Here is a 24,013-nt window from a genome sequence, read left to right on the forward strand (position 1 = left end):
GGCCTTCGGCGCGCGGGTCGAAGCGGCCGCCGCGCGGGGTCTCGGCCTTGCCGCCCCCGGCGACGCGTTCGCCGTGGTGGGTGTCGCGCATCGCCTTGGGCGGCACCGCGGTGGCGTCGTCGCGGCCGCGCGCATCGCTGCGGGGCCGGGCGTCGTCGCGGGCCGGACGGGCATCGTCACGCGCCGGGCGGGCGTCGTCACGGGCGCGGAACTCCTCGCGGGGTCCCCGGGGGCCGCGGGGGCCCGGCGCGCGGGTGCGATTGGCGTCGCCGGCGGCATGACGCTCGCCGCCGCGGCGGCCGTCGGAGGGCCGGCCGGCGTGATGCCGGGCCTCGCGCTCGGGACGCTCGTCGTCGGTCGACAGCTTGGCGAGTTTGGCGAGTTCGTCGGCGCGGGCATGGACCGACTTCGGCACCGGCAACTGAGCGATGGTGCGACGGATCAGCCGCTCGATCGACTTCAGATAGGCGCGTTCTTCGGCGTTGCAGAAGGACACGGCCGAGCCGCCGTTGCCGGCGCGCGCGGTGCGGCCGATGCGGTGGACGTAGCTCTCGGGGATGTTGGGCAGCTCGAAGTTGACGACGTGGCTGACGTCGTCGATGTCGATGCCGCGGGCGGCGATGTCGGTCGCCACCAGCACGCGGCAATGACCCTCACGGAAGGCGGCGAGCGCCTTCTCGCGCTGCGGCTGGCTCTTGTTGCCGTGGATCGCCGCGGCGTCGAAGCCCGAGCGCACCAGATTCTTCACGACGCGGTCGGCGCCGTGCTTGGTGCGGGTGAAGACGATGACGCGGTCGAAGTTCGGATCGCCGAGCAGGTTCTCGAGCAGGGCCTGCTTGACCCGGCTCTCGCACAGGAACACCGCCTGTTCGACCCGATCGACGGTGGTGGCGACCGGGGTCACCGCGACCTTGGCCGGGTTGTCGAGGAAGCTGTCGGCGAGCGCGGCGATGGTCTGCGGCATGGTCGCCGAGAAGAACAGGCTCTGGCGCGCCTTGGGCACCAATTTGGCGATGCGGCGCAGCGCATGGATGAAGCCGAGGTCGAGCATCTGGTCGGCCTCGTCGAGGACGAGATGTTCGACCTGGTCGAGCCGGCACGAGCGGCGCTCGATCAGATCGAGCAGACGGCCGGGGGTGGCGACCAGCACGTCGGGACCGCGCATCAGGGCGCGCTCCTGGCGGCCGATCGGCACGCCGCCGAACACCACCTGGACGTCGAGGTTCAGGGTGCCGGCGTAGGTCTGGAAGCTCTCGGCGATCTGCGAGGCGAGCTCGCGGGTCGGGGCCAGCACCAGGGCCCGGCAGCCGTGGGGAATGGTGCGCTTCGGGTTCCGGGTCAGCCGGTCGATCAGCGGCAGCGCGAAGGCGGCGGTCTTGCCGGTGCCGGTCTGGGCGATGCCGAGCAGGTCACGGCCGGCCATCAGCAGCGGAATCGCCTGCGCCTGAATCGGCGTCGGCGTGGTGTAGCCGGACGCGTCGAGCGCCGCGAGAATCGGAGCGGAGAGGCCGAAGTCGGAGAAATTGGTCAAGGGGAGTCTTTCGAATGCGAAAAGCCCCGGGCGCGGCGACCGAGGAGGGCGCGCGTGCGTCGGGATCGTATGACGATCCCCGCGTGAATGGGGCTTGTCGGGGTGGGTGCGATCGAGCGGCCGAAGAAGGTGCGAGGCGAGCCGAACCGATCCGAGGGATCCCGTTCACCGCCCGCGTGGCACCCGTCACGCGTCTCCGGACCTCTGACGCGGAAAGTCTCCCGCAGTGCAGCGTCGCAGGGCCTGTATGCGGGAACTTCGTGTTCCGATCAAGGCGTGCCCACGATAAATCGTCGACAGAGGTCGGGATCGCCGGATAGAGGTTGACGGATCCTCTCGGTTCGGAAGCCCCCCATGCCCGCCTCGCGCTTCACGCCCCTGATCGCCGCTCTGCCCGCCACCGTTCCCTTCGTCGCTGCGGAGGCCATGGAACGGGCCCGCGGGGCGCCGTTCCGCGCCCGCATCGGCGCCAACGAGAGCGTGTTCGGCCCGTCGCCCAAGGCGGTGGCGGCGATGCGCGCCGCCGCCGACGACGTCTGGCTCTACGGCGACCCGGAGGTCTTCGAGCTCAAGGCGGCGATCGCCGCGGCCCATGGCGTCACCCCCGACCATGTGGTGGTCGGCGAGGGCATCGACGCCCTGCTCGGCCAGACCGTGCGGCTGTTCGTCGAGGCGGGCACGCCGGTGGTGACCTCGCAGGGCGGCTACCCGACCTTCGATTATCACGTCGCCGGCCACGGTGGATCCTTCGTGCGGGTGCCTTACGTCGACGACCGCGAGGATCTCGACGGGCTCATCGCCGCCGCCGATCGCAGTGGCGCGCCGCTCGCCTATTTCGCCAATCCCGACAACCCGATGGCCACCTGGTGGGAGGCCGCGGCGGTCGAGGCGGCGGTGGCGCGGCTGCCCGCCGGGACGCTGCTGATTCTCGATGAGGCTTACGGTGAGTTCGCCCCCGCCGGAGTGCTGCCGCGGATCGATCCCGACGACCCCCGGGTGCTGCGCTTCCGCACCTTCTCCAAGGCCCATGGCATGGCCGGCCTGCGCGTCGCCTACGGCATCGGCGCGCCCGAGGTGACCCGGGCCTTCGACAAGATCCGCAACCACTTCGGCATCGGCCGGATCGCCCAGGCCGGGGCTCTCGCGGCGCTCGGCGACGGCGTCTGGCTCGCCGAGGTGATCGCCGCGGTGAACCGCTCGAAGGCGCGCATCGCCGCGATCGCCGCGGCCAACGGCCTGACCTCGCTGCCGTCGGCGACCAATTTCGTGGCGGTCGACTGCGGCCGCGACGGTGCCTTCGCCCGCGCCGTGCTCGACGGCCTGATCGCCCGCGATCTGTTCGTGCGCAAACCCGGACTGGCGCCGATGGACCGCTGCATCCGCATCTCCGCCGGCACCGACGCCGATCTCCACCTGCTCGCCGCGGCCCTGCCGCTGGCGCTGGCCGATGCGGCGGCGGCGGTGGTTCCGGCCTGACACCGCCGGCGGCGCGGCGCTCGCGCCTTGGCCGGAGCGGGGCCCGCCCTATCTCGCCGACGGGGACGCGCTCGGCGTCCCGCTCTCCCGTCGTCCGGTGCCGCCGGCGGCGCCCGCCTCGAAATGTCCCCCGTGGAGGATCCGTCATGCCCGTCGCGTCGCTCACCGACGCCGAACGCCTGCTGATCGTCATCGGGGCGCTGGTCACTCTGATGCTGGCGGCGCTCGACCAGACCATCGTGGCGCCGGCCCTGCCGACCATCGGGGCGCAGCTCGGTGATGCCGACTATCTCTCCTGGGTGGTCTCGGCTTATTTCCTCACCGCCACCGCGGTGACGCCGCTCTACGGCAAGCTCGCCGACCTGCGTGGCCGCCGGCCGACGCTCTATACGGCCATCGCGCTGTTCACCCTCGGCTCGATCGGTTGTGCGCTCGCCCCGTCGATGGCCGTGCTGATCGTCGGCCGCGCCGTCCAGGGGCTCGGCGGCGGCGGGTTGATCGCGCTCGTCCAGACGATCATCGGCGACGTCGTGCCGCCGATCGAGCGGGCCCGCTACATGGTCTACATCTCGATGGTCTGGGCGACGGCGTCGGTCTCGGGGCCGCTGCTCGGCGGGGTCTTCGCGGAACACCTCCACTGGTCGATGATCTTCTGGATCAACCTGCCGCTGGCGGCGATCGCCGTGGTGATGATCCGCCATTCGATGCAGAAACTGCCGGACGTCACCCGGCCGGCGCGGCTCGATCTCGTGGGCTCTGCCCTGGTGGTGGTGGCGACCATCGCCCTGATGTTGGCACTGACCTGGGGCGGCGTGCGGGAGGCGTGGGGCTCGCCGACCATCCTCGGTCTGCTGGCGCTCTCGGCGGTGCTGTTCGCGGGCTTTGCCCACCACATCGCCCGGGTCGAGGAAGCGCTGATTCCGCTGCCGATCCTCGCCCATCCGGTGATCGCGGTGGCCTCCTCCGCGCTGTTCTTCGCCGCCGGCGGACAGGTCGGGCTGTCGGTCTTCGCGCCCCTGTGGTTCGCCCAGGTCCATGGGCTGGGACCGGCCGATGCCGGGCTCGGGCTGATGGCGCTGTCGGTCGGCACGGTGATCGGCGCCAACATCGCCGGGCGGATGATGCGGCGGCTGCGCCATTATCGACGCTTCGTGCTGGCCGGACTGGCGGTGTCGGTGGCCGCGACCGCGGCGCTGGCGGTCGGCGCCTCGCGCCTGCCGTTCTGGGCGGCCGAGATTCTGTTGTTCGCCGACGGCGCCGGCACCGGCACGCTGTTTCCGATCGGCACCGTGGTGGTGCAGAACGCCGTCGAACGGCGCGATCTCGGGGTGGCGACCGGCACGCTGTCGTTCCTGCGCTCGCTCGGCGCGGTGGTGGCGGTGGCGATCCTCGGGGCGGTGCTGCTCGCCTCCGGCGACGGCGGCTTCGACCTCGGCAACCCGAACGCCGGCTTCGACCCGGTCGCAGCGGCGCGGTCCGGGGCGGCCTTCACGCGGGTGTTCGCGGTGGCGGCGTTCGGCCAGACGATCGCCTTCGTGCTGCTGTGCTTCCTCGAGGAGCGGCCGTTGCGCGACCGCTCCGACGAGGTGCGGCCGCCCGGCACCGCGACCCGCTGAGCGCGCGTCAGTCGCGGCGCGGCGCCAATCGCCGCAGGCCGGCGGCGAGTTCGGCGAGGAGCGGCTTGAGCCGGGCGGCGATCGCCTTGCGGGCGGTGCGCAAGGCGCCCCGCACCGCGGCCAGTGCCGACTGCACCAACGCCCAAGCGGCGGTCGCCTTGAGGCGGCCGAGCGACCAGGCGTAGAGCCGTTCGACCCGGAGATAGACCGCCGCGAACCAGGCGATGGTCAGGAGCTTCGGGCGGGTCAGATGGAACAGCCGCTCGACCAGCACGATCGAGGTCAGGTGCGACGCCGCCAGCATGATGGCGCCGGAGACGAAGTGGCCGCCGGCCAGCAGGATCAGGCCCCAGATCTTGAACGGCTCGAGAATCGCGAAGGGCACCAGGAACAGGATCAGCGTCGGATAGGCCGGCAGGCTCAGGATCGCCGCGGCGAGGCGCTCGAACAGGCGCCACGCCCCGATCCGGGCGATCACCGGGCGCACCGCCGCCAGCACCACCTCGTCGATGATGAAGTAGAGTGTCACCAGGATCAGCAGCGGCAGGCGGGCCACCGCGGCGGCGGCGCGGGCGAGGCGCGAGCGGGGCGGGCGATTCTCGGCGGGGGCGGTCACGGGGGCTTGTCTCCGGGAGAAAAACGCGGTCTCTCCCGCAGATACGTGAGGCTTGCGGCGGAACCAAGGGGATTTCGGCGCGTCTTCCATCGAGGCGCGAACGCGGCCATGGTCTCGCCGCGAAGCCCGACGAACGTGGCGACGGCAGTGCGATCGGCGCGGGCAGCGACCGAGGCGAGGGGAGACGGTACATGGCGGCGGTAGTGGCACGAAACGGACGGAACGGCGGTCGGCGGGGCGGTCTCGTAGGCCTGGCGCTCGCCGTCCTGGTCGGGTTCGGCGGCGCGGCGACGGCGGGGGAGCCGATCACCGTCGACGTCCACAATCGCTCGGTCCGCACCGCCTGTGCCGAGGAGGACAACGTCTATTACACCCTGTCCTCGCCCGACATCGGCGGCTTCACCATCGAGGCGCGGTCGCCCGATTATGTCGCGGGGCTGGTGCGCGACCGCACCGCGCCGGACTTCTCCGGCTGCAACTTCGGCGGCTCGAGCGGTGCCGACGGCGGGCATTACACGCCGCCCACCGGCACGCTGTGGGAAAACGACGACTTCGTGCTGAAGGGCGTGGTCTATCCCGATTTCTGGCGCCCGACCGAGGTGCCGGTGTCGGTCGGCAAGCTCACCCAGAAGTTCCTCCATCTGGTGCAGTTGTGGCGCAAGACCCCGGCCGGACCGGTCGAGTTCCTGGTGTTCTACCCACAGGACGGCTATTGGCGCCTCAAGGGCCTGCCGCCGGCCCGCACCCGCGAGGTGGCCTATGGCTCGTCCTTCCTGATCGGCCCGGTCGAGGAGAGCACGCGGCCCTACGTCGCCTACAAGTCGGTGCGATTCGAGCCGGCGACCACCAGCTTCACCCTGGAATTCGCCCGCGGCGGCACGGCGTGGATCGAGGTGACGGGCGTCGACGTCGGCCGTTCGACGGTCGCGGTCACCTTCGACGGGGTCGACACCGCGAACCTGCCCTTCGCCGGTCTGCGCTCGATGTATGTCGCGCCGGGCAATGCCGACACCGCCGAGACGGTGGTGCGGGCGACCCCGGGCGCGGCGCCGACCTCGATCGCCGTGGTCGACTTCAAGGATGCCAAGGCGGCGGACGTGACCTTCGCCCGCTCGGTGCCGTCGAGCCACAACACCTCGGCGCCGGATCTCGGCTTCCGCGACTTCCGCGGGCGCTGAGGGCCACGCGCCGCGTCCTCCGCGTCGCCGGAGTGCGCCCTGACGCGAGGTGAGCGGCCTTTCGTCACGGTGCGGCTTGGCGCTCGCGGCGGGGAATGCTAAGAGCCCGCCATCGGCCGCCGTGGCGGCCCGCGAGCCTTTCCCTTCGACCAGAGGACCGACCGTCATGGCGATCGAACGCACCTTCTCGATGATCAAGCCCGATGCCACCAAGCGCAACCTGACCGGCGCGATCGTCGCCCGGTTCGAGGCCGCCGGCCTCCGGGTCGTCGCCTCCAAGCGCCTGTGGCTGTCGCTGCGCCAGGCCCAGGCCTTCTACGCCGTCCATGCGGCGCGGCCGTTCTACGGCGAACTGACCGAATTCATGTCGTCCGGCCCGATCGTCGCCCAGGTCCTGGAAGGCGAGGGCGCGATCCTCAAGAACCGCGAAGTGATGGGCGCCACCAACCCGGCCAACGCCGCCGAGGGCACCATCCGCAAGGACTTCGCCCTGTCGATCGGCGAGAACTCGGTGCACGGCTCGGACGCGCCGGAGACCGCGGCGGAAGAGATCGCCTTCTTCTTCTCGGGTCTCGAGATCGTCGGCTGAACGATCGCCCGAAGGCCTGTCGTCACGGGGCTCGACCGTCTGCCGACGGTCGGGCCTCTCGTCGTTTTCGGCGGGCGCCGGCGGTGCGCGAGGGTTGCAGAAACGGCGGGACGGAGAAGCGTCGGCAAATAAAAAAGCAAGGCTCCGTGAGAGCCTTGCTTCTCAATTTGCAGTTACGCGTCCTACCCCTGTGACGAAGCACCGTCTTCCCGATGACGCCGTTGCTTCGCGGCAGCTCCTTCGGACCGAAGTCCTCTGTGGGCGCCGAGGGGCATTCCTCCCGAGACTTAGACCGCGATGTAAGGGGCCTTCGGTGCGCCGTTCCGGTCTTCACCAGCCCTCTTCTATGCACGGACCATAGCCAAACTAAATCGGTTTGTCCTCCTCTTTTTGGGCAGGACGCTCAACATCCGGGCAGTTCGGCGCGCGGATACAAGTAACTGACGATCAATGCTTTTCGGATTTCGCGTCGGTGTTCCGCCGATTACCGAGGTTGCGGTACGACCAAAGTATGATCAAGTATGGTGCCGCGCAGGTGAGGGATCGCGGCGCGAGCGGAGCGGCGGGGGACAATCGGCGGCGACCCTTGTCTTTTGGTGCCCACTCGTCCACCAAGGGGCCGATACGATCTTCATTTCGCCGGGATTCTCGTGCCCTCGTGGGCGCGTCCCACGGTTCCTTCCCGGCGCCCTCGTCGAGGCTCCCCCCATGCGTCTGTCGCGTTACTTTCTGCCGATCCTCAAAGAGACCCCCAAGGAAGCCGAGATCGTCTCGCATCGCCTGATGCTGCGGGCCGGGATGATCCGCCAGCAGGCGGCCGGCATCTATTCCTGGCTGCCGCTCGGTCTCAAGGTGCTCGACAAGATCGGCCGCATCGTCCGCGAGGAGCAGAATCGCGCCGGTGCCATCGAGGTCCTGATGCCGACCCTGCAGTCGGCGGATCTCTGGCGCGAGAGCGGCCGCTACGAGGACTACGGCGAGGAGATGCTGCGCATCAAGGATCGCAACAAGCGCGATCTGCTCTACGGTCCGACCAACGAGGAGATGATCACCGAGATCTTCCGCTCGTATGTCCATTCCTACAAGGACCTGCCGCTCAACCTCTACCACATCCAGTGGAAGTTCCGCGACGAGCGGCGTCCGCGCTTCGGCGTGATGCGCGGTCGCGAGTTCCTGATGAAGGACGCCTATTCCTTCGACACCGATCAGGAGAAGGCCCGCGACGCCTATCGCCGGATGTTCGTGGCCTACCTGCGCACCTATCGCCGCATGGGCCTGACGGCCATCCCGATGCGCGCCGATTCCGGCCCGATCGGCGGCGACATGAGCCACGAGTTCATCATTCTGGCGTCCACCGGCGAGAGCCAGGTGTTCTGCCACAAGGACCTGCTCGATCTGCCGATCCCCGGCGAGGACACCGACTTCTCCGGCGATCTGACCCCGATCATGGATCAGTGGACTTCGCTCTACGCCGCCACCGACGAGAAGCACGACGAGGCCGCCTTCGCGGCGATCCCTGCCGACAAGCAGGTCTCGGCGCGCGGCATCGAGGTCGGCCACATCTTCTATTTCGGCACCAAATATTCCGAGCCGATGAATGCCAAGGTCGCCGGCCCCGACGGCGTCGAGCGCCCGGTCCACATGGGCTCCTACGGCGTCGGCGTGTCGCGTCTGGTCGCGGCGATCATCGAAGCCAGCCACGACGACGCCGGGATCATCTGGCCGGAGGCGGTGGCGCCGTTCCAGGTCGGGCTGATCAGCATGAAGCCGGGCGACGCGGCGGTCGATGCCGCCTGCACCTCGCTCTATGCGGCGCTCGAGCGGTCCGGCATCGAGACCCTCTACGACGACAGCGACACCCGCGCCGGTGCCAAGTTCGCGACCATGGATCTGATCGGCCTGCCCTGGCAGCTGATCGTCGGTCCGAAGTCGTTGGCCGAAGGCAACGTCGAACTCAAGCGCCGGGCCACCGGCGAACGCGAAGTGCTGCCGATCGCCGCGGCGCTCGCGCGCCTGGGCGCGACGGCGTGATCGAGACGGCCGAGAAGGATGCGAGCGACGGCATGAACGGAGCGGCGGAACTCAACGAACCGACGGGGACCAGCCCCTTCGCGGCCTTCGAATGGATGATCGCCTGGCGCTATCTGCGATCGCGCCGGCGCGAGACCTTCATCTCGATCATCGCCGGCTTCTCCTTCGCCGGCATCATGCTCGGCGTGGCGACGCTGATCGTGGTCATGGCGGTGATGAACGGCTTCCGCACCGAGTTGGTCGGCAAGATCCTCGGCCTCAACGGCCATATCCTGGTGCAGGCCACCGCCTCGACCTTCACCGACTACAAGGATGTGACCGACCGGTTGGCCAAGGTGCCGGGCGTCAAGTTCGCGATGCCGTTCATCGAAGGTCAGGCGCTGGCCTCCGGCCCCGGCGGCGCGCTCGGCGCCCTGGTGCGCGGCGTCGAACGACGCGATCTCGACAAGATCACCCTGGTCTCGACCAACATCAAACAGGGCTCGCTCGACGACTTCGAGCAGGGCAAGGGCGTGGCGATCGGCTCGCGCCTCGCCCAGAACCTCGGCATCGGCCTCGGCGATCCGATCACCATCGTCTCGCCGCGCGGCAACGTCACGCCGATGGGCGTCACGCCGCGGGTCAAGGCCTTCCCGGTGGTGGCGATCTTCACCGTCGGCATGTCGGAATACGACGCCGGCTTCGTGTTCATGCCGTTCGGCGTGGCGCAGGACTATTTCAACCTCGACGGCCGGGCGAGCGCGGTGGAAATCCACGTCGCCGATCCCGACAAGGTCGGCGCCCTGCGCAAACCGATCGAAGAGGCGGCGCAGCGCTCGGTCTACGTCACCGACTGGCGACAACGCAACGTCACCTTTTTCTCGGCGCTCGAGGTCGAGCGCAACGTGATGTTCCTGATCCTGACCATGATCGTGCTGGTGGCGGCGCTCAACATCGTCGCCGGCCTGACCATGCTGGTGAAGGACAAATCGCGCGACGTCGCGGTGCTGCGTACCATCGGCGCCACCCGCGGCTCGGTGATGCGGATCTTCTTCATCACCGGCGCGGCGATCGGCACCACCGGCACCATCGCCGGCTTCCTGCTCGGGCTGTTCCTGTGCCTCAACATCGAAGAGGTGCGCCAGGGCCTGAGCTGGATCATGGGCACCCAGCTCTACCCGCCGGAGGTCTATTTCCTGTCGCGGATGAAGGCCGACATGCAGACCGGCGAGACCACTTCGGTGGTCCTGCTGGCCCTCGGCCTGTCGCTGATCGCCACGATCTATCCCGCCTGGAAGGCCGCCAAGCTCGATCCGGTCGAAGCCCTGAGGTACGAATGATGGCTGCGGTCGATCTCGACGACGACGAAGCGGCGCGCGCGATCGAGCCGCCGGTGTTGCGCCTGACCCGCGTGGAGCGGCGCTATCCCGAGGGCGAGCGTTGGCTCGAGGTGCTGAAGAGCGCCGATCTGGAGATCCGCACCGGCGAGATCGTCGCGCTCTGCGCGCCCTCCGGGGCCGGCAAGTCGACGCTCCTGCATCTCGCCGGGCTGCTCGAGAGCCCGGATGGCGGCGAGGTCTATCTCGGCGGGGTCGCCACCGGCTCGCTGGGCGACGCCGAACGCACCCGCCTGCGGCGGATGGAGATCGGGTTCGTCTACCAGTTCCATCACCTGCTGCCGGAGTTCACGGCGCTCGAGAACGTCATGCTGCCGCAGATGATCCGCGGCCTCGGCCGCAAGGAAGCGGCGCAGCGGGCGCGCCAGCTCCTGTCCTACATGCGTCTCGAGGCGCGAGCCGAGCACCGGCCGTCGGAAATGTCGGGCGGCGAGCAGCAGCGGGTGGCGATCGCCCGGGCGGTCGCCAACGTGCCGCGGCTGATCCTCGCCGACGAGCCGACCGGCAATCTCGACCCGAAGACCGCCCACTACGTCTTCGACGCCCTGCAGGCGCTGGTCCGCGCCTCGGGTCTGGCGGCGCTGATCGCCACGCACAACATGGACCTGGCGGCCCGCATGGACCGCCGCATCACCCTCGACGAAGGCAAGATCGTCGAGATGGCGTGAGCGATGGCCGCGATTCACCGCGTCAAGGCTTGTGCTTTTCGGTCGATCTGTTTCGCTTTTCGATGAATCTCGTTTTGTAACCTTCCAGTACGGAATTCCGTTCAGTTTTCGTTAACCGGAGTCCGGCGGATACTTCGCGATCGTTCGTGAAGACGCGGCGGTGGGACGAGGAGGCGGCGACCTTCCTTCCCCCGAACGCAATCCGTGGGAGGACATGGCGATGAATGCTCCGGTGATCGCAGGCGTCGGCAGTGAGCTTTCGGACATCATGGAGAAGGACTTCTGGCAGGCGTTCCAGAATGCCTTCTCGCGAGCGACGGGTCTGGCGACCCTCACCGTCGATCTCGCCAAGCCCGTCACCGACGGGAGCAACTTCACCCGATTCTGCATGGACCTGATGCGCAAGAACCCGGAAGGGGCGCGGCGTTGCAACGAATGCGACCTCTCCGGCGGCCGCAAGTCGCGGGAGGAGGGGCGCCCGGCGATCTACCAATGCCACGCCGGGCTGGTCGACTTCGCCGCGCCGATCATGGTCGGCGATCGGCAGATCGGTTCGGTGCTCGGCGGACAGGTGTTGCCGGGGCCGACCGACGAGACCCGCGTCCGCGCCTATGCCAAGGAAATCGGCATCGACCCGGAAGCACTGGTGGCGGCCGCGCGCGAGGTCCCCAACAGTTCACCGGAGAAGATCGAGGCGGCGGCCGAACTGCTGTTCCTGGTCGCCGGCAAGATCGGCGAGGCCTGGCAGCTGAAGAGCGTGGTCAAGGTCATGTCGGACTCGATCGCCGCTCAGACCGCGGGCGTGCGCGACGCCGCGGAACGTCTCGGGCAGGAATGCGGGCAGGGCCGCACCATTCAGGCGCACCTCGAGACCGACGTCGTCTCGGCGATCCAGACGACGCTCGGGCGGATCGACGGTCTGGCCTCGTCGATCCGCGACATCTCGCAGCAGACCCGACTTCTCGGCCTCAACGCCTCGATCGAGGCGGCGCGGGCCGGCAGTCTCGGCGCGGGTTTCGGGGTGGTGGCCCAAGAGGTCCGGGCGCTGTCGAATTCGGCCTTCCACACCGTCGGTCAGATCGAGCACTTCACCGCCGAGATCCGCGGCAACGTCGGCGAGACCGTCGAAGCGGTCTCCACCGCGACCCACACCTTCGAACGGCAGGCGGAGATCATCGCCGAGTTGGTGCGCAAGTGCGACGAGATCAGTTCCCAGTCGGACCAGATCGGCCGGTTGCTGGCCCCCATCCGGGCCCGTCGCCGGGCGGCCTGAGTGTAGGCGCGCGAGGTCAGAGATCGAGATCCCAGTGCTCGGAGACGATCTCCGGGCCGAAGGCGGCGTTGCGTTCGCCGCCGACCAACCGGAAGCCGGCGCGGGCATAGAGCCGGCGGGCGTCGTCGAGCACGTCGTGGGTCCACAGCGTCATGCGCGCATAGCCGGCGTCGCGGGCAAAGCGCACCGCCTCGCCGATCAGCCGGCCGCCGAGACCGCGGCCGCGCATCTCGCTCTCGACCCACAGGAGCCGCAGCTTGGCGAGGCTCGGATCGGGCGCGCGGGTGACGAAGATCGAGCCGACCACCCGGCCGTCGACCTCGGCCAGGAACGAGGCGTCGCGCCGCGGATCGAAGGTCCGCAGAAAATCGGCGCCGACGTCCATCACCAGCGTCTCGAAGTCGCCGCGGAAGCCGTAGACCTCGGCATAGAAGGCGACCTGTCGGTGGCATACCCACGACACGTCGCCGGCGCGATGCGGCCGGACGATCAGCGGCAGCGTCGCGCGGTCGGAATCGCCGAGACGGCGCACGTCGGCCATCGCCGCGGTCAGGCGCCCGACCGCTTCCCCGTCGAGGGCCGCGACGTCGCGACCGACCTTGGCGCGTTGTTCGGCGTCCATCGCCGCGAAGGCGGCGAGACCCGCCTCGGTCAGGCGGATCTCCGAGCGCCGGCCGTCGTCGGGGGCCGGCGTGCGGTGGATCAGGCCACGGGCTTCGAAGCGCTTGAGGATGCGACTCGCTTGTCCCGGATCGAGGCCGAGGTCGCGGGCGAGATCGGCCGCGGTGGCGGCGCGCCGATCGGCGATCTCCCACACCAGCCGCGCTTCGACCAGGGTGAAGGGGCTGTCGAGATAATGCTCGGCGAGGATGTCGAGCCGGCGCGTGTAATAGCGGTTGAAGGCGCGGATCCGATCGATCGCCGCATCGGCGAGCGACGGCGCGGGCGGGGCCTGGGGCGCGGCGAGGGCAGGGGTGGCATCGGCGAGGGTCATCGGCGGTCTCCAGCGATATGATTGACTGAATCAACCATATCGCTGTCGACGTCAAGCATGTCCGCTTCGCGGCGCGGGTGCCGACGCACCGTCGAGGCCGGTTGCCCTCACCACGTCCCGGTGTTGGGCATCGACAGCCACGGCTCGGCGGGGGTGAGCGGCGCGCCCTTCTGCAGGAACTCGATCGAGATGCCGTCGGGCGAGCGCACGAAGGCCATGTTGCCGTCGCGCGGCGGGCGGGCGATGACGATGCCTGCGGCCATCAGGCGCGCGCAGGTCGCGTGGATGTCGTCGACTTCGTAGGCGAGATGGCCGAAGTTGCGGGCGCCGGTCAGTTCTTCGTCGTCCCAGTTCCAGGTCAGTTCCAGGGACGGGGCGTCGCGGCGGCCGGCGGCGAGGTCGGCCTCGGCCTCGGCGCGGTCGTCGGGGGCGACGAGATAGACCAGGGTGAAGCGGCCCTTCTCGCTCTCGATTCGGCGCAGTTCGACCAGACCGAGATGGGTCGTGTAGAAGGCGAGGCTCTCCGCGAGATTGCGGACGCGTACCATCGTGTGCAGAAATCTCATCGTCGGCTCCTCGAGCGGCGGGGGAAGGAACCCATGAATATCGTCGAAGACGCCCACGAGGGAAGCCTGGTTCTCGCCGATCTGGTCGGCGAAGCCGAACGGGTGGTGGTGTTCACCGGCGCCGGGATCTCCACCGAATCCGGCATTCCCGACTTCCGCAGCCCCAACGGCATCTGGGCCAAGATCAAGCCGATCTATTTCGAAGAGTTCGTGCATTCGGAAGAGGCGCGGCTCGAGGACTGGCGGCGGCGCTTCGCCTTCCGCCAGGAGTTCCTCGCCGCCGAGCCCAACATCGCCCATCGGGCGATCGCCAAGCTGGTGCACGACGGCAAGGTCGGGGCGGTGATCACCCAGAACATCGACGGACTGCACCAGCGCGCCGGGGTGCCGGCCGACCGGCTGATCGAGATCCACGGCAACGCCACATACGCCACCTGTCTCGACTGCGGCAAGCGCCACGAACTCGGGCTGCTCGAGCAGGAGATCGCCACCACCGGTCACAGCCCGGTGTGCCGGGCCTGCGGCGGACTGGTCAAGGCGGCGGTGATCTCCTTCGGTCAGGCCATGCCGACCCACGAGATGCTGCGCGCCGAACAGGCGATGGAGGAGGCCGACCTGTTCGTGGCGGTCGGCTCGTCGCTCCAGGTCCAGCCGGCGGCGAGCCTGCCGCTCGCCGCCAAATACCAGGGATCGCGCCTGGTCATCGTCAACCGGGACGCGACCCCCCTCGACGGTATCGCCGACCGCGTGTTGCGCGGATCGATCGGCACGGTGTTCTCGGCGCTGTGAGCGGCACCGGGGATAATCCTTACGAAGTCGTAAATGCCGATAGCGAGCCTCCGAGCCGGTGCTATCTTCGATGGGCATCGGGGGCGCGATTCGAGCGCATCTCTTCGGTCACGGCGGTCGCCGAGCTGACGCCGACGGCGGCCGATCGCGGGATCGATCGTACCTTCCGGCGGAAGGGCGGACGGCGGAAGGGGAGCAGCGCATGGGGGCCAAGTTCGACACCGAGACCCAGCCGGAGCTCCGGACCGTCGGCGATGCCGAAGCCGTCGACGTCATCGAGGTGGTGGGTACCATCAAGTGGTTCGACGTCGCCAAGGGCTATGGCTTCATCGTGCCCGAGAACGGCATGCCGGACATCCTGCTGCACGTCACCTGCCTGCGCCGCGACGGTTTCCAGACCGCCTACGAGGGCGCCCGCATCGTCTGCGAAGTCCTCGACCGGCCGCGCGGGCTGCAGGCCCTGCGCATCCTCCACATGGACGATTCCACCGCGATCCATCCGGCCCAGCTGCCGCCGTCGCGCACCCACACCCAGATCGTGCCGACCTCCGGCCTGGAGCGGGCGACGGTCAAATGGTTCAACCGCATCAAGGGCTTCGGCTTCGTGACGCGGGGCGAGGGGACCGAGGACATCTTCGTCCACATGGAGACCCTGCGCCGCTACGGTCTCGCCGAGCTGCGCCCCGGCCAAGTGGTCTGGGTGCGTTTCGGCGACGGCCCCAAGGGCCTGATGGCCGCCGAGATCCGCCCCGACGGCGTCACCCAGCTCCCCGCCTCGCACTGATCCCCCGTCATCCCGTGTGTCCGTCGCCGCCGCACCTCGTGCCGGATCGGTGTCCGATCGCGCGCCGCCGTGAAATCGCCCGAAGTCGAGGCTTCTCTGATCGCACCGGGTCGGGGCGCACCGGGCGTCCGATCCATCGATCAGCAGGAGACGGCGGGTGGCGCAGACGACGGGGAACGGGGGACGGCACGGGATCCGGGTCGGCGGCGCATTCGACGAACGACGATCGGCCCGGGCGCCGGGCGGGCTCGCCCGCCTCGCCGCGGTCGCGCGATCGGTGCTGCTGATCGCGACGATCGGTGGCCCGATCCCTGCGATGAGCGCCGAAACACCGGCTGCCGGCGACCGTCTGGAGATCCACACCGCGGCCGGCCCGCGCGCCTTCTCGGTCGAACTGGTCGACACCGAGGCGACCCGCGGCCAAGGGCTGATGTTCCGCACCCAGATGGCCACCGACCACGGCATGCTGTTCGATTTCCGCCGCGAGGAACCGGTCTATTTCTGGATGAAGAACACCTATCTGCCGCTCGACATGGTGTTCATCCGCGCCGACGGCACGATCCGCTCGATCGCCAAGGACACCACGCCGCTGTCGGAAGCACCGATCGGTTCGGGCGGTCCGGTGCGCTACGTGCTGGAGGTGGTGGCCGGCACAGCCGCCCGCCTCGGCGTCGCGCCGGGCGACCGGGTAGTCCATGCGCGGATCCGTCCGGCCCCCTGACGCTCGCCGCCGGACGGCGGGGAGGGCAGGGCGCGGGCCGGTGGCCTCACCTTGGATACGCCGAGCGGCCGGTGCGGGAAATCGCCGCTTCCGCGGTCCTCGCGGTGGAACCCGCCGCGGCGCCCTTGCCCCCCACCGGCGAAACCCGTAGAAAACCGGCACTCCCTCGGCACGGGGCATAGCGCAGCCTGGTAGCGCGGAAGTTTTGGGTACTTCAGGTCGTCGGTTCGAATCCGACTGCCCCGACCAAGCCGATTTCGTGGGATTCGTCCGCTTCCCTCCGCCCGTCAGGCCTCGCGGCGGCCGCCCAGCGCCGCGTCGAGATCGGCGATCGCCGTGCCGTCGCCGGCGCGATCCTCGGCGATGCGCGCGTACACCGCCCCGAGCGCGCGGTAGAGCGGCGCCGCCGGGTCGTCCTCGCCGAGAAAATCGGCGATCTCGTGCATCTCGGCGACCCAGCGGTGAGCCTTGGAATACATGTCGGGGATCGCCCGGGTCAGACGCGCCAGCACCTCCGGGGCGCTGTCGGCCATCTCGGCGCGCAGGCCTTCGGCCGCGCCCGAGCGTTCGGCGGCGAGGAACATCGCCGTGCCGAGGCCGGTCAGCCCCTTGTTGATGCCGGCATAGACCATCTTCAGCGCCGAGGCCGCGCCGATCGGGCCGTCGATGCGGTGGAGCTTCAGGCCGAGGGTGGCGAGCACGTCGGTGTGCCGGTCGGGGTCGCCGGCGACGTGGAAGGCCGGCCCCGGCCCGTCGGGCCGCGGCGGTGCGCCGATGATCGCGCCGTCGATCACCGCGCAGCCGGTCTCCGCCAGGATCGCCGCCACTTGCGCCATCGTCGCCGGGGCGATGGCGTTGCAGTCGACGAAACCCGGCTTGACCCGGGCCGCGGTCAGCGCCGGGGCGAGTCCTCGGGCGACGGCGATCGCCTCGGCCGGCGGGACGATCGACAGGATCAACGCGGCCTCGACCAGAGCGTCGGGATCGGCCGGGATCATTCCGGCGTCGCGGATGCGCGCCAGCGTCGCCGCGCTGCGCCCTTGCGCCGCGGTGAGGACCCGCGCGCCGTTGGCCACCAGCCGGCGGCCGACCGCGGCGCCCATGGCGCCGGCTCCGATGATCGCGATCGTCGGCATGCGTGACCTCCCCTTGGTGTTGGACCGCCAGCGTCTCCCGCGACGACGGAAGCGTCAACGCCGGATGTGGCCGCCGCGGTCACGGGTCGGTGAGTGCGGCGGGACCGGTCGGCGCGCGCTCGCCCGGAGCCGCCGGGACGACATGCGCATGAGCGAAGTTCCGCCTTGACGGCGCCCGCGCAGTCGGGTGAAACCATAGGCCCCGGCCGGGCGACACCGCTGCGACGACCTCGCAGAGAATCAAGGTGTTGTCGCGGGTTCGACTCGCCCGCGCGACCGATCGGCAGCGGTGGGCGACGAACGGCACGGGGCTCGGGTCCGACGGCCGGACCGGGCGACAGACGAGGGCAACGACGATGGTGGCGCGCATCTCTCGACCGGCCAAGACGGCCATGCAGTCCGGACAGGCCAAGGCCCGCCGTTGGATGCTCGACTACGAGCCGGCGAGCGCCAAGACCACCGAGCCGCTGATGGGCTGGACCTCGACCTCCGACACCCAGGCTCAGGTGCGGCTGTTCTTCGAGACCCGCGAAGAGGCGATCGCCTATGCCGAGCGCAAGGGCCTCGAGTACCGGGTGATCGAGCCCAAGGAGAAGACGCCGAAGACGGTGTCCTACTCCGAGAACTTCAAGTTCGGCCGGGTCGGCACCTGGACCCACTGATCGGCCTTTCGACCGCGCATCCTGCGCCGCCGCCGACCGACGATCTCGGCCGACGGCGCTTCGTCGTGGCGTGCGCTCGGCCGCGATGAGCCGCGAGCCGACATCGGTCCCCTGTTCCCCCTGAACGCCCCCACCGCCGAGCCCGCACCTCGCGCGCCCTCGCTCCCACCGACCCTGTCGCAAATCCGACAGCGGCGGTCGTGAATGTCGGACGGATCGTCGCAGCGGGATTTCACTTACATCTCCTGAATTCGGCGAAAAACCGCCGTTTCGCGCTCTGGCACGGGCCGTGCGTAGGCTGGTCCGAGGGATCGGTCGTCGCCGATCGATCCGCCGCCGTCGAGGAGAGCGCCCATGCACATCGTCGTCTGCATCAAGCAGGTTCCCGATTCCGCGCAGATCCGCGTGCATCCGGTGACCAACACGATCATGCGCCAGGGCGTGCCGACGATCATCAATCCCTATGATCTCTTCGCCCTCGAGGCGGCGCTGCGGCTGCGCGACGAGCACGGCGGCACGGTCACGGTGCTGACCATGGGCCCACCGATGGCCGAGGACAGCTTGCGCAAGGCGCTGACCTTCGGTGCCGACCGCGCGGTGTTGCTCACCGACCGGTTCTTCGCCGGTTCCGACACGCTGGCCACTTCGTTCGCGCTGGCCCAGGCGATCGCCAAGATCGGCGAGACCTTCGGCACGCCGGACATCGTGTTCACCGGCAAGCAGACCATCGACGGCGACACCGCCCAGGTCGGTCCCGGCATCGCCAAGCGCCAGAAGCTGCTGCAGCTGACCTACGTCTCGAAGATCGCCGAACTCGACCTCGCCGCCCGGCGGATCAAGGTCGAGCGCCGCGCCGAAGGCGGCGTCCAGGTGCTGGAGACCCGCCTGCCGGTGCTGATCACCATGCTCGAGGGCACCAACGAGATGCGCCGCGGCACCATGGTCGACGCGCTGCGCGCCGCCCGCGCCGAGATCGTCACCTGGTCGGCCAAGGACGCCGGCATCGAGGACGTCCTGAAGTGCGGCCTGCGCGGTTCGCCGACGGTGGTCAAGCGGGTGTTCGCGCCGGCCGCCCGCTCCGACAAGGCCCAGATGATCGAGATCCAGCCGGCCACCCGCGACACCGCCGATGCGCTGGTCGCGGCGATCTTCGGCGGCATCGCCGGGATCGAGGGCGACCTCGTAGAACTGCACCAGACGCTCTGATCACCGGGAGGGGACCCATGACCGACAAGCCCGTGACGCCCGCCGCTCCCGCCGCCGGTGGCAGCCGCGCCGGCATGAAGAAGGAACTGCCCGAGCACTTCAAGGCCTACAAGGGCGTGTGGGTGTTCGTCGAAGTCGAGCGCGGGGTGGTCCATCCCGTCTCCTTCGAACTGCTCGGCGAAGGCCGCAAGCTCGCCGACCAGCTCGGCGTCGATCTCGCCGGTGTGGTCCTCGGACCGCCGGGCGAGGGCACGAAGCATGCGGTGGCCGAGAGCTTCGCCTATGGCGCCGACCTCGTCTATCTGATGGAAGACGCGCTCCTCACCGACTATCGCAACGAGCCCTTCTCCAAGGGCCTGACCGATCTGGTCAATACCTACAAGCCGGAGATCCTGCTGCTCGGTGCGACCACGCTCGGCCGCGATCTCGCCGGCTCGGTGGCCACGACCCTGCTCACCGGCCTCACCGCCGACTGCACCGAACTGGCCGTCGACGCCGACAAGTCGCTGGCCGCCACCCGCCCGACCTTCGGCGGTTCGCTGCTGTGCACCATCTACACGCTCAATTTCCGGCCGCAGATGGCGACCATCCGGCCGCGCGTCATGAAGATGCCGGCGCGGGTCGAGAAGCCGGTCGGACGCGTCGTGTCCCATCCCTTGGCGATGGTCGAAGACGACATCGTCACCAAGATCCTGGCCTTCGTCGCCGACCGCGAGACCAACAAGGTCAATCTGGCCTATGCCGACATCGTGGTGGCCGGTGGCCTCGGCCTCGGCGCGGTCGAGAACATGCAACTGGTCAAGAACCTCGCCAAGGCGCTCGGCGCCGAATACGGCTGCTCGCGACCGATCGTCCAGAAGGGCTGGATGCCGGCGGAGCGCCAGATCGGCCAGACCGGCAAGACCATCCGGCCACGGCTCTACATCGCCGCCGGCATCTCGGGTGCGATCCAGCACCGGGTCGGCGTCGAGGGCGCCGACCTGATCGTCGCCATCAACACCGACAAGAACGCGCCGATCTTCGACTTCGCCCATGTCGGTCTGGTCACCGACGCCGTGCGCTTCCTGCCGGCCCTCACCGAGGCGTTCTCGCGCCGCCTCTCGCCCCACAATCGCGACAAGCTCGCCGGCTGACGCCGTCTGACGAGGAGACGAGACGATGATCGAAGAACGGTTCGACGCCATCGTGATCGGGGCCGGCATGGCGGGCAACGCCGCGGCCTACACCATGGCCTCGCGCGGCCTCAAGGTGCTGCAGCTGGAGCGCGGCGAATATCCGGGTTCCAAGAACGTCCAGGGCGCGATCATGTACGCGTCGATGCTGGAGAAGATCATCCCCGATTTCCGCGAGGATGCGCCGCTCGAGCGCCACCTCGTCGAACAACGCTTCTGGGTGATGGACGACCGCTCCCACACCGGCATGCACTACCGCTCCGACGACTTCAACGAGGACAAGCCCAACCGCTACACCATCGTGCGGGCGCAGTTCGACAAGTGGTTTTCGCGCAAGTGCCGCGAGGTCGGGGTCACGCTGCTGTGCGAGACCACGGTCACCGAGCTGATCCGCAACGATGCCGGCAAGGTGCTGGGGGTCAAGACCGACCGCCGCGGCGGCGCGGTGTTCGCCGACGTGGTGGTGCTGGCGGAGGGCGTCAACGGCCTGCTCGGCCCCCGCGCCGGTCTGCGCGCCTCGCCGAAGCCCGAGACGGTGGCGCTGGCGGTCAAGGAGATGCACTTCCTGCCGGCCGAGACCATCGAGAGCCGCTTCGCCATCAAGGGCGACGAAGGCGTGGTGATCGAGATGGTCGGCACCTTCTCGAAGGGCATGACCGGGCTCGGCTTTCTCTACACCAACAAGGAGAGCATCTCGGTCGGGCTCGGTTGTCTGGTCTCCGACTTCGCCGAGACCCGCGAGAGCCCCTATGCGATGCTCGAGGCGTTCAAGGCTCATCCCTCGATCGCGCCGCTGCTGGCCGGCTCCGAGTGCAAGGAATATGCGGCCCACCTGATCCCCGAAGGCGGGTTCAAGGAGATCCCGCAGCTCTACGGCGACGGCTGGGTGGTGGTCGGCGACGCCGCCCACTTCAACAACGCCGTCCACCGCGAGGGCTCCAACCTCGCCATGACCTCGGGCCGGCTCGCCGGCGAGGCGATCCACCGCATCAAGGCGGCCCGCGATCCCCTGACCAAGGACACGCTGAAGCTCTACAAGCAGCTCCTGGACGAATCCTTCCTGATGAAGGATCTGAAAAAATACAAGGACCTGCCTGGACTTCTTCACACGAATTCGAAGAATTTCTTCCTGTCCTATCCGCAGCTGATGAGCCAGGCGGCGCAGAGTTATCTGCGGGTCGACGGCACGCCGAAGATCGACAAGGAGAAGAAGACCCTGCGCTCGTTCATCGACAAGCGCTCGCGCCTCGGCCTGATCTCCGACGCGGTGAAACTGGCGATGGCCTGGCGCTGAGGCCGTCGGGATCGCCGGCAACCGCGGTCCGGCACGATCCTCGCAAGGGAGACTTCACTCTCGCAACAAGGCACTTCGACCGGGTCCGCCCGGTCGGCAATCCGACAATTTCTCGGGTGGAGCGCGGCGCTCCCCCGGCCCCGGGATCGGAGGACGGAACCATGACGGTCGCAACCGAAGCTCGCGTCGAAGACAAGCTGTTCCAGAACCGCTACCTGGTCGATGCGGGCAAGCCCCACATCAAGGTGCGGGCGCACGAAACCCCCAGCGCGGCGCTGGTCGCCCTGACCGCGGTGTGCCCGGCCAAGTGCTACGAGATGAACGATCGCGGCCAGGTCGAGATCACCCCCGACGGCTGCATGGAATGCGGCACCTGCCGAATCCTCTGCGAAGCCTCCGGCGACATCGAGTGGGACTATCCGCGCGGCGGCTACGGCGTGCTCTACAAGTTCGGCTGAGGGCGGCGGCGAAATCGACGGGCCGGCAGGCGGGAGGGTCTGCCGGCCCGTCGCGTCGGTGGCGGGCGCCCCCTCCGGTCCGGGTGCGGCGAAGCGAATAGCGGTGATGTTTCAGCCTGTTATGGCAGCCGCGAAGAGAGGCCGCGATCATCGTGGCCTCTCCTTACGTATTTGGTAGGACTACGCTTTTCGCCCCAGTCGGGGTAGGCAGACACCATCGTTCGAAGGACTGGATGGCCTCGTCGAGACGAGGGTCGGCAGCGATTTCGGACGGTCCGTCGCCCGACGGCGTCCTTTCGGCGCTCGAAGAAGAGGTCCTCCGTTCATGTCGATCGATGCTCCCCAGTCCCGCGTCCTCAACGAAGCACTGCGCTCGAAGATCATGTCGGCGGCGGAGGCGGCGGCGCTGATCCCGTCGGGATCGCATGTCGGCATGTCGGGCTTCACCGGGTCCGGGTACCCGAAGTTCGTGCCGGTCGAACTCGCCAAGCGCATCGAAGAGATCCACAATCGCGGCGAGCCCTTCAAGATCTCGGTGTGGACCGGCGCCTCGACGGCGCCCGAGCTCGACGGCGCGCTCGCCAAGGTCGACGCCATCGAGATGCGGCTGCCCTACCAGTCGGATCCGAACTGCCGCAAGCGGATCAACGAAGGGACGATGGACTACATCGACATCCATCTCTCCCATGTCGCCCAATACGTCTGGTTCGGCTTCCTCGGCAAACTCGACGTCGCGGTGATCGAGGTCGCCGGCATCACCGAGGACGGGCACCTGATCCCGTCGTCGTCGATCGGCAACAACAAGACCTGGCTCGATCAGGCCGACAAGATCATCCTCGAGGTCAATTCCTGGCAGAGCCTGGCCCTCGACGGCATGCACGACATCTACTACGGCACCGAGCGGCCGCCGAACCGCAAGCCGATCCCGATGGTCGCCGTCGCCGACCGCATCGGCGAGCCCTATTTCCGGGTCGATCCGGACCGCATCGTGGCGATCGTCGAGACCGACTCCTCCGACCGCTGCACCGCCTTCTCGCCGCCGGACACCAATTCGCAGCTGATCGCCGGCCACATCATCGACTTCCTCGCCCACGAGGTGAAGGCCGGGCGCCTGCCGGCCAATCTGCTGCCGCTCCAGTCGGGCGTCGGCAACGTCGCCAACGCGGTGATGGCCGGCCTCGAGGCGTCGCATTTCGAGAACCTCACCGCCTACACGGAAGTCCTCCAGGACGCGATGCTCAGCCTGATCAAGTGCGGCAAGCTGACCATGGCTTCGGCGACCGCGGTGTCGCTGTCGGAAGAGGCGACCGCCGACTTCCTGCAGAACATCGACTTCTATCGCGAGCGGATCATCCTGCGCCCGCAGGAGATCTCCAACCATCCCGAGCTGATCCGCCGCCTCGGGGTGATCGCCATGAACGGCATGATCGAGGCCGACATCTACGGCAACGTGAACTCGACCCACATCGGCGGCACGGCGATCATGAACGGCATCGGCGGCTCCGGTGACTTCGCGCGCAATGCCTATATTTCGATGTTCATGACGCCGTCGACGGCGAAGAACGGGGCAATCTCCTGCATCGTGCCGATGGTCAATCACGTCGACCACACCGAGCACGACGTCCAGGTGATCGTCACCGAGCAGGGTCTGGCCGACCTGCGGGGCCTGAGCCCCAAGAACCGCGCCAAGCTGGTGATCGAGAAGTGCGCCCATCCGTCGTTCAAACCGGCGCTGCAGGAGTATTTCGATCGGGCGATGCACGGGACCACCGGGCTGCACACGCCGCATCTGCTCGACGAAGCCTTCTCCTTCCTTCCCAAGTGGGCCGCCGCACACAAGGCGGACTGACCGCGACTTTCGAGAGGGGGTGAAAGCC

The 24,013-nt window shown here is 68.8% G+C and carries 22 protein-coding genes and 1 tRNA gene; 18 read left to right on the forward strand and 5 right to left on the reverse strand.

Annotated features, from left to right (window positions below; all coding sequences use genetic code 11):
- On the reverse strand, positions 1-1,531 hold a 1,531-nt coding region (locus EYW49_RS19630; protein ID WP_131311330.1), incomplete at its 3' end, for a DEAD/DEAH box helicase.
- A 354-nt stretch (positions 1,532-1,885) separates the two neighbouring features.
- Between EYW49_RS19630 and EYW49_RS19635 the strand changes: the two genes are divergently transcribed.
- Positions 1,886-3,007, forward strand: coding sequence for a pyridoxal phosphate-dependent aminotransferase (locus EYW49_RS19635; RefSeq protein WP_131311331.1), 1,122 nt, complete (start codon positions 1,886-1,888; stop codon positions 3,005-3,007).
- A gap of 146 nt (positions 3,008-3,153) precedes the next feature.
- The gene (locus tag EYW49_RS19640; RefSeq protein ID WP_131311332.1) at positions 3,154-4,623 is read left to right on the forward strand and encodes an MDR family MFS transporter; all 1,470 of its coding nucleotides are present in this window, start codon (positions 3,154-3,156) and stop codon (positions 4,621-4,623) included.
- A gap of 7 nt (positions 4,624-4,630) precedes the next feature.
- Here the strand turns inward: EYW49_RS19640 and EYW49_RS19645 are convergent, their stop codons facing one another.
- Positions 4,631-5,239, reverse strand: a complete 609-nt coding sequence (locus tag EYW49_RS19645) for a hypothetical protein (protein WP_131311333.1) — start codon at positions 5,237-5,239, stop codon at positions 4,631-4,633.
- Positions 5,240-5,430: 191 nt separating this feature from the next.
- Here EYW49_RS19645 and EYW49_RS19650 point away from each other — a divergent pair, with 191 nt between their 5' ends.
- From EYW49_RS19650 to EYW49_RS19675, 6 genes are all read left to right on the forward strand, one after another.
- Positions 5,431-6,417, forward strand: coding sequence for a hypothetical protein (locus EYW49_RS19650; RefSeq protein ID WP_131311334.1), 987 nt, complete (start codon positions 5,431-5,433; stop codon positions 6,415-6,417).
- A gap of 166 nt (positions 6,418-6,583) precedes the next feature.
- Complete coding sequence (gene ndk / locus EYW49_RS19655) at positions 6,584-7,006, forward strand: nucleoside-diphosphate kinase (RefSeq protein ID WP_131311335.1); 423 nt, start codon at positions 6,584-6,586, stop codon at positions 7,004-7,006.
- A gap of 708 nt (positions 7,007-7,714) precedes the next feature.
- A complete protein-coding gene (gene proS / locus EYW49_RS19660) occupies positions 7,715-9,037 on the forward strand; it encodes a proline--tRNA ligase (protein WP_131311336.1) in 1,323 nt (440 codons plus the stop codon).
- Positions 9,038-9,069: 32 nt separating this feature from the next.
- Positions 9,070-10,356 carry a lipoprotein-releasing ABC transporter permease subunit gene (locus EYW49_RS19665; protein ID WP_228259693.1) on the forward strand — a complete coding sequence of 429 codons (1,287 nt, stop codon included), beginning with the start codon at positions 9,070-9,072 and terminating at the stop codon, positions 10,354-10,356.
- Positions 10,356-11,081, forward strand: coding sequence for an ABC transporter ATP-binding protein (locus tag EYW49_RS19670; protein WP_131311337.1), 726 nt, complete (start codon positions 10,356-10,358; stop codon positions 11,079-11,081). The genes EYW49_RS19665 and EYW49_RS19670 overlap by 1 nt, the downstream gene beginning before the upstream one ends.
- A 220-nt stretch (positions 11,082-11,301) precedes the next feature.
- Positions 11,302-12,354 carry a PocR ligand-binding domain-containing protein gene (locus tag EYW49_RS19675; protein ID WP_165498340.1) on the forward strand — a complete coding sequence of 351 codons (1,053 nt, stop codon included), beginning with the start codon at positions 11,302-11,304 and terminating at the stop codon, positions 12,352-12,354.
- Positions 12,355-12,370: 16 nt separating this feature from the next.
- On the opposite strand, the gene EYW49_RS19680 is transcribed toward EYW49_RS19675, so the two are convergent.
- Positions 12,371-13,348 carry a bifunctional helix-turn-helix transcriptional regulator/GNAT family N-acetyltransferase gene (locus EYW49_RS19680; RefSeq protein ID WP_131311339.1) on the reverse strand — a complete coding sequence of 326 codons (978 nt, stop codon included), beginning with the start codon at positions 13,346-13,348 and terminating at the stop codon, positions 12,371-12,373.
- Positions 13,349-13,455: 107 nt separating this feature from the next.
- The gene (locus tag EYW49_RS19685; protein ID WP_131311340.1) at positions 13,456-13,914 is read right to left on the reverse strand and encodes a VOC family protein; all 459 of its coding nucleotides are present in this window, start codon (positions 13,912-13,914) and stop codon (positions 13,456-13,458) included.
- 33 nt (positions 13,915-13,947) lie between these two features.
- Between EYW49_RS19685 and EYW49_RS19690 the strand changes: the two genes are divergently transcribed.
- The 4 genes from EYW49_RS19690 (at position 13,948) to EYW49_RS19705 (ending at position 16,457) form a co-directional block, all read left to right on the forward strand.
- Positions 13,948-14,703 carry an SIR2 family NAD-dependent protein deacylase gene (locus tag EYW49_RS19690; RefSeq protein WP_131311341.1) on the forward strand — a complete coding sequence of 252 codons (756 nt, stop codon included), beginning with the start codon at positions 13,948-13,950 and terminating at the stop codon, positions 14,701-14,703.
- Positions 14,704-14,905: 202 nt separating this feature from the next.
- Entirely contained in the window at positions 14,906-15,487 is a 582-nt protein-coding gene (locus EYW49_RS19695) for a cold-shock protein (protein ID WP_131311342.1), read from the forward strand.
- Between the two features lie 316 nt (positions 15,488-15,803).
- On the forward strand, positions 15,804-16,208 hold the full coding sequence (locus EYW49_RS19700; protein WP_131311343.1) for a DUF192 domain-containing protein: 405 nt from the start codon (positions 15,804-15,806) through the stop codon (positions 16,206-16,208).
- 172 nt (positions 16,209-16,380) lie between these two features.
- Positions 16,381-16,457, forward strand: a tRNA-Pro gene (locus tag EYW49_RS19705).
- 38 nt (positions 16,458-16,495) lie between these two features.
- Here the strand turns inward: EYW49_RS19705 and EYW49_RS19710 are convergent.
- Positions 16,496-17,344 (reverse strand): NAD(P)-dependent oxidoreductase, encoded by an 849-nt coding sequence (locus EYW49_RS19710; protein ID WP_131311344.1) that lies wholly within the window; start codon positions 17,342-17,344, stop codon positions 16,496-16,498.
- Between the two features lie 356 nt (positions 17,345-17,700).
- On the opposite strand from EYW49_RS19710, the gene EYW49_RS19715 reads away from it, so the two are divergent.
- From EYW49_RS19715 to EYW49_RS19740, 6 genes are all read left to right on the forward strand, one after another.
- Entirely contained in the window at positions 17,701-18,006 is a 306-nt protein-coding gene (locus tag EYW49_RS19715; protein WP_131311345.1) for an ETC complex I subunit, read from the forward strand.
- A gap of 354 nt (positions 18,007-18,360) precedes the next feature.
- Positions 18,361-19,212 (forward strand): electron transfer flavoprotein subunit beta/FixA family protein, encoded by an 852-nt coding sequence (locus tag EYW49_RS19720; protein ID WP_131311346.1) that lies wholly within the window; start codon positions 18,361-18,363, stop codon positions 19,210-19,212.
- A 17-nt stretch (positions 19,213-19,229) separates the two neighbouring features.
- Positions 19,230-20,345 (forward strand): electron transfer flavoprotein subunit alpha/FixB family protein, encoded by a 1,116-nt coding sequence (locus EYW49_RS19725; protein ID WP_131311347.1) that lies wholly within the window; start codon positions 19,230-19,232, stop codon positions 20,343-20,345.
- Positions 20,346-20,370: 25 nt separating this feature from the next.
- The gene (locus EYW49_RS19730) at positions 20,371-21,678 is read left to right on the forward strand and encodes an FAD-binding protein (RefSeq protein ID WP_131311348.1); all 1,308 of its coding nucleotides are present in this window, start codon (positions 20,371-20,373) and stop codon (positions 21,676-21,678) included.
- Between the two features lie 161 nt (positions 21,679-21,839).
- Positions 21,840-22,136: a ferredoxin family protein gene (locus EYW49_RS19735; RefSeq protein WP_131311349.1), complete on the forward strand. Its 297-nt coding sequence runs from the start codon at positions 21,840-21,842 to the stop codon at positions 22,134-22,136.
- A 325-nt stretch (positions 22,137-22,461) separates the two neighbouring features.
- The gene (locus tag EYW49_RS19740; RefSeq protein ID WP_131311350.1) at positions 22,462-23,985 is read left to right on the forward strand and encodes an acetyl-CoA hydrolase/transferase family protein; all 1,524 of its coding nucleotides are present in this window, start codon (positions 22,462-22,464) and stop codon (positions 23,983-23,985) included.
- Positions 23,986-24,013: the final 28 nt, after the last annotated feature.

The organism is Siculibacillus lacustris (assembly GCF_004328075.1).
Lineage (GTDB): Bacteria > Pseudomonadota > Alphaproteobacteria > Rhizobiales > Ancalomicrobiaceae > Siculibacillus > Siculibacillus lacustris.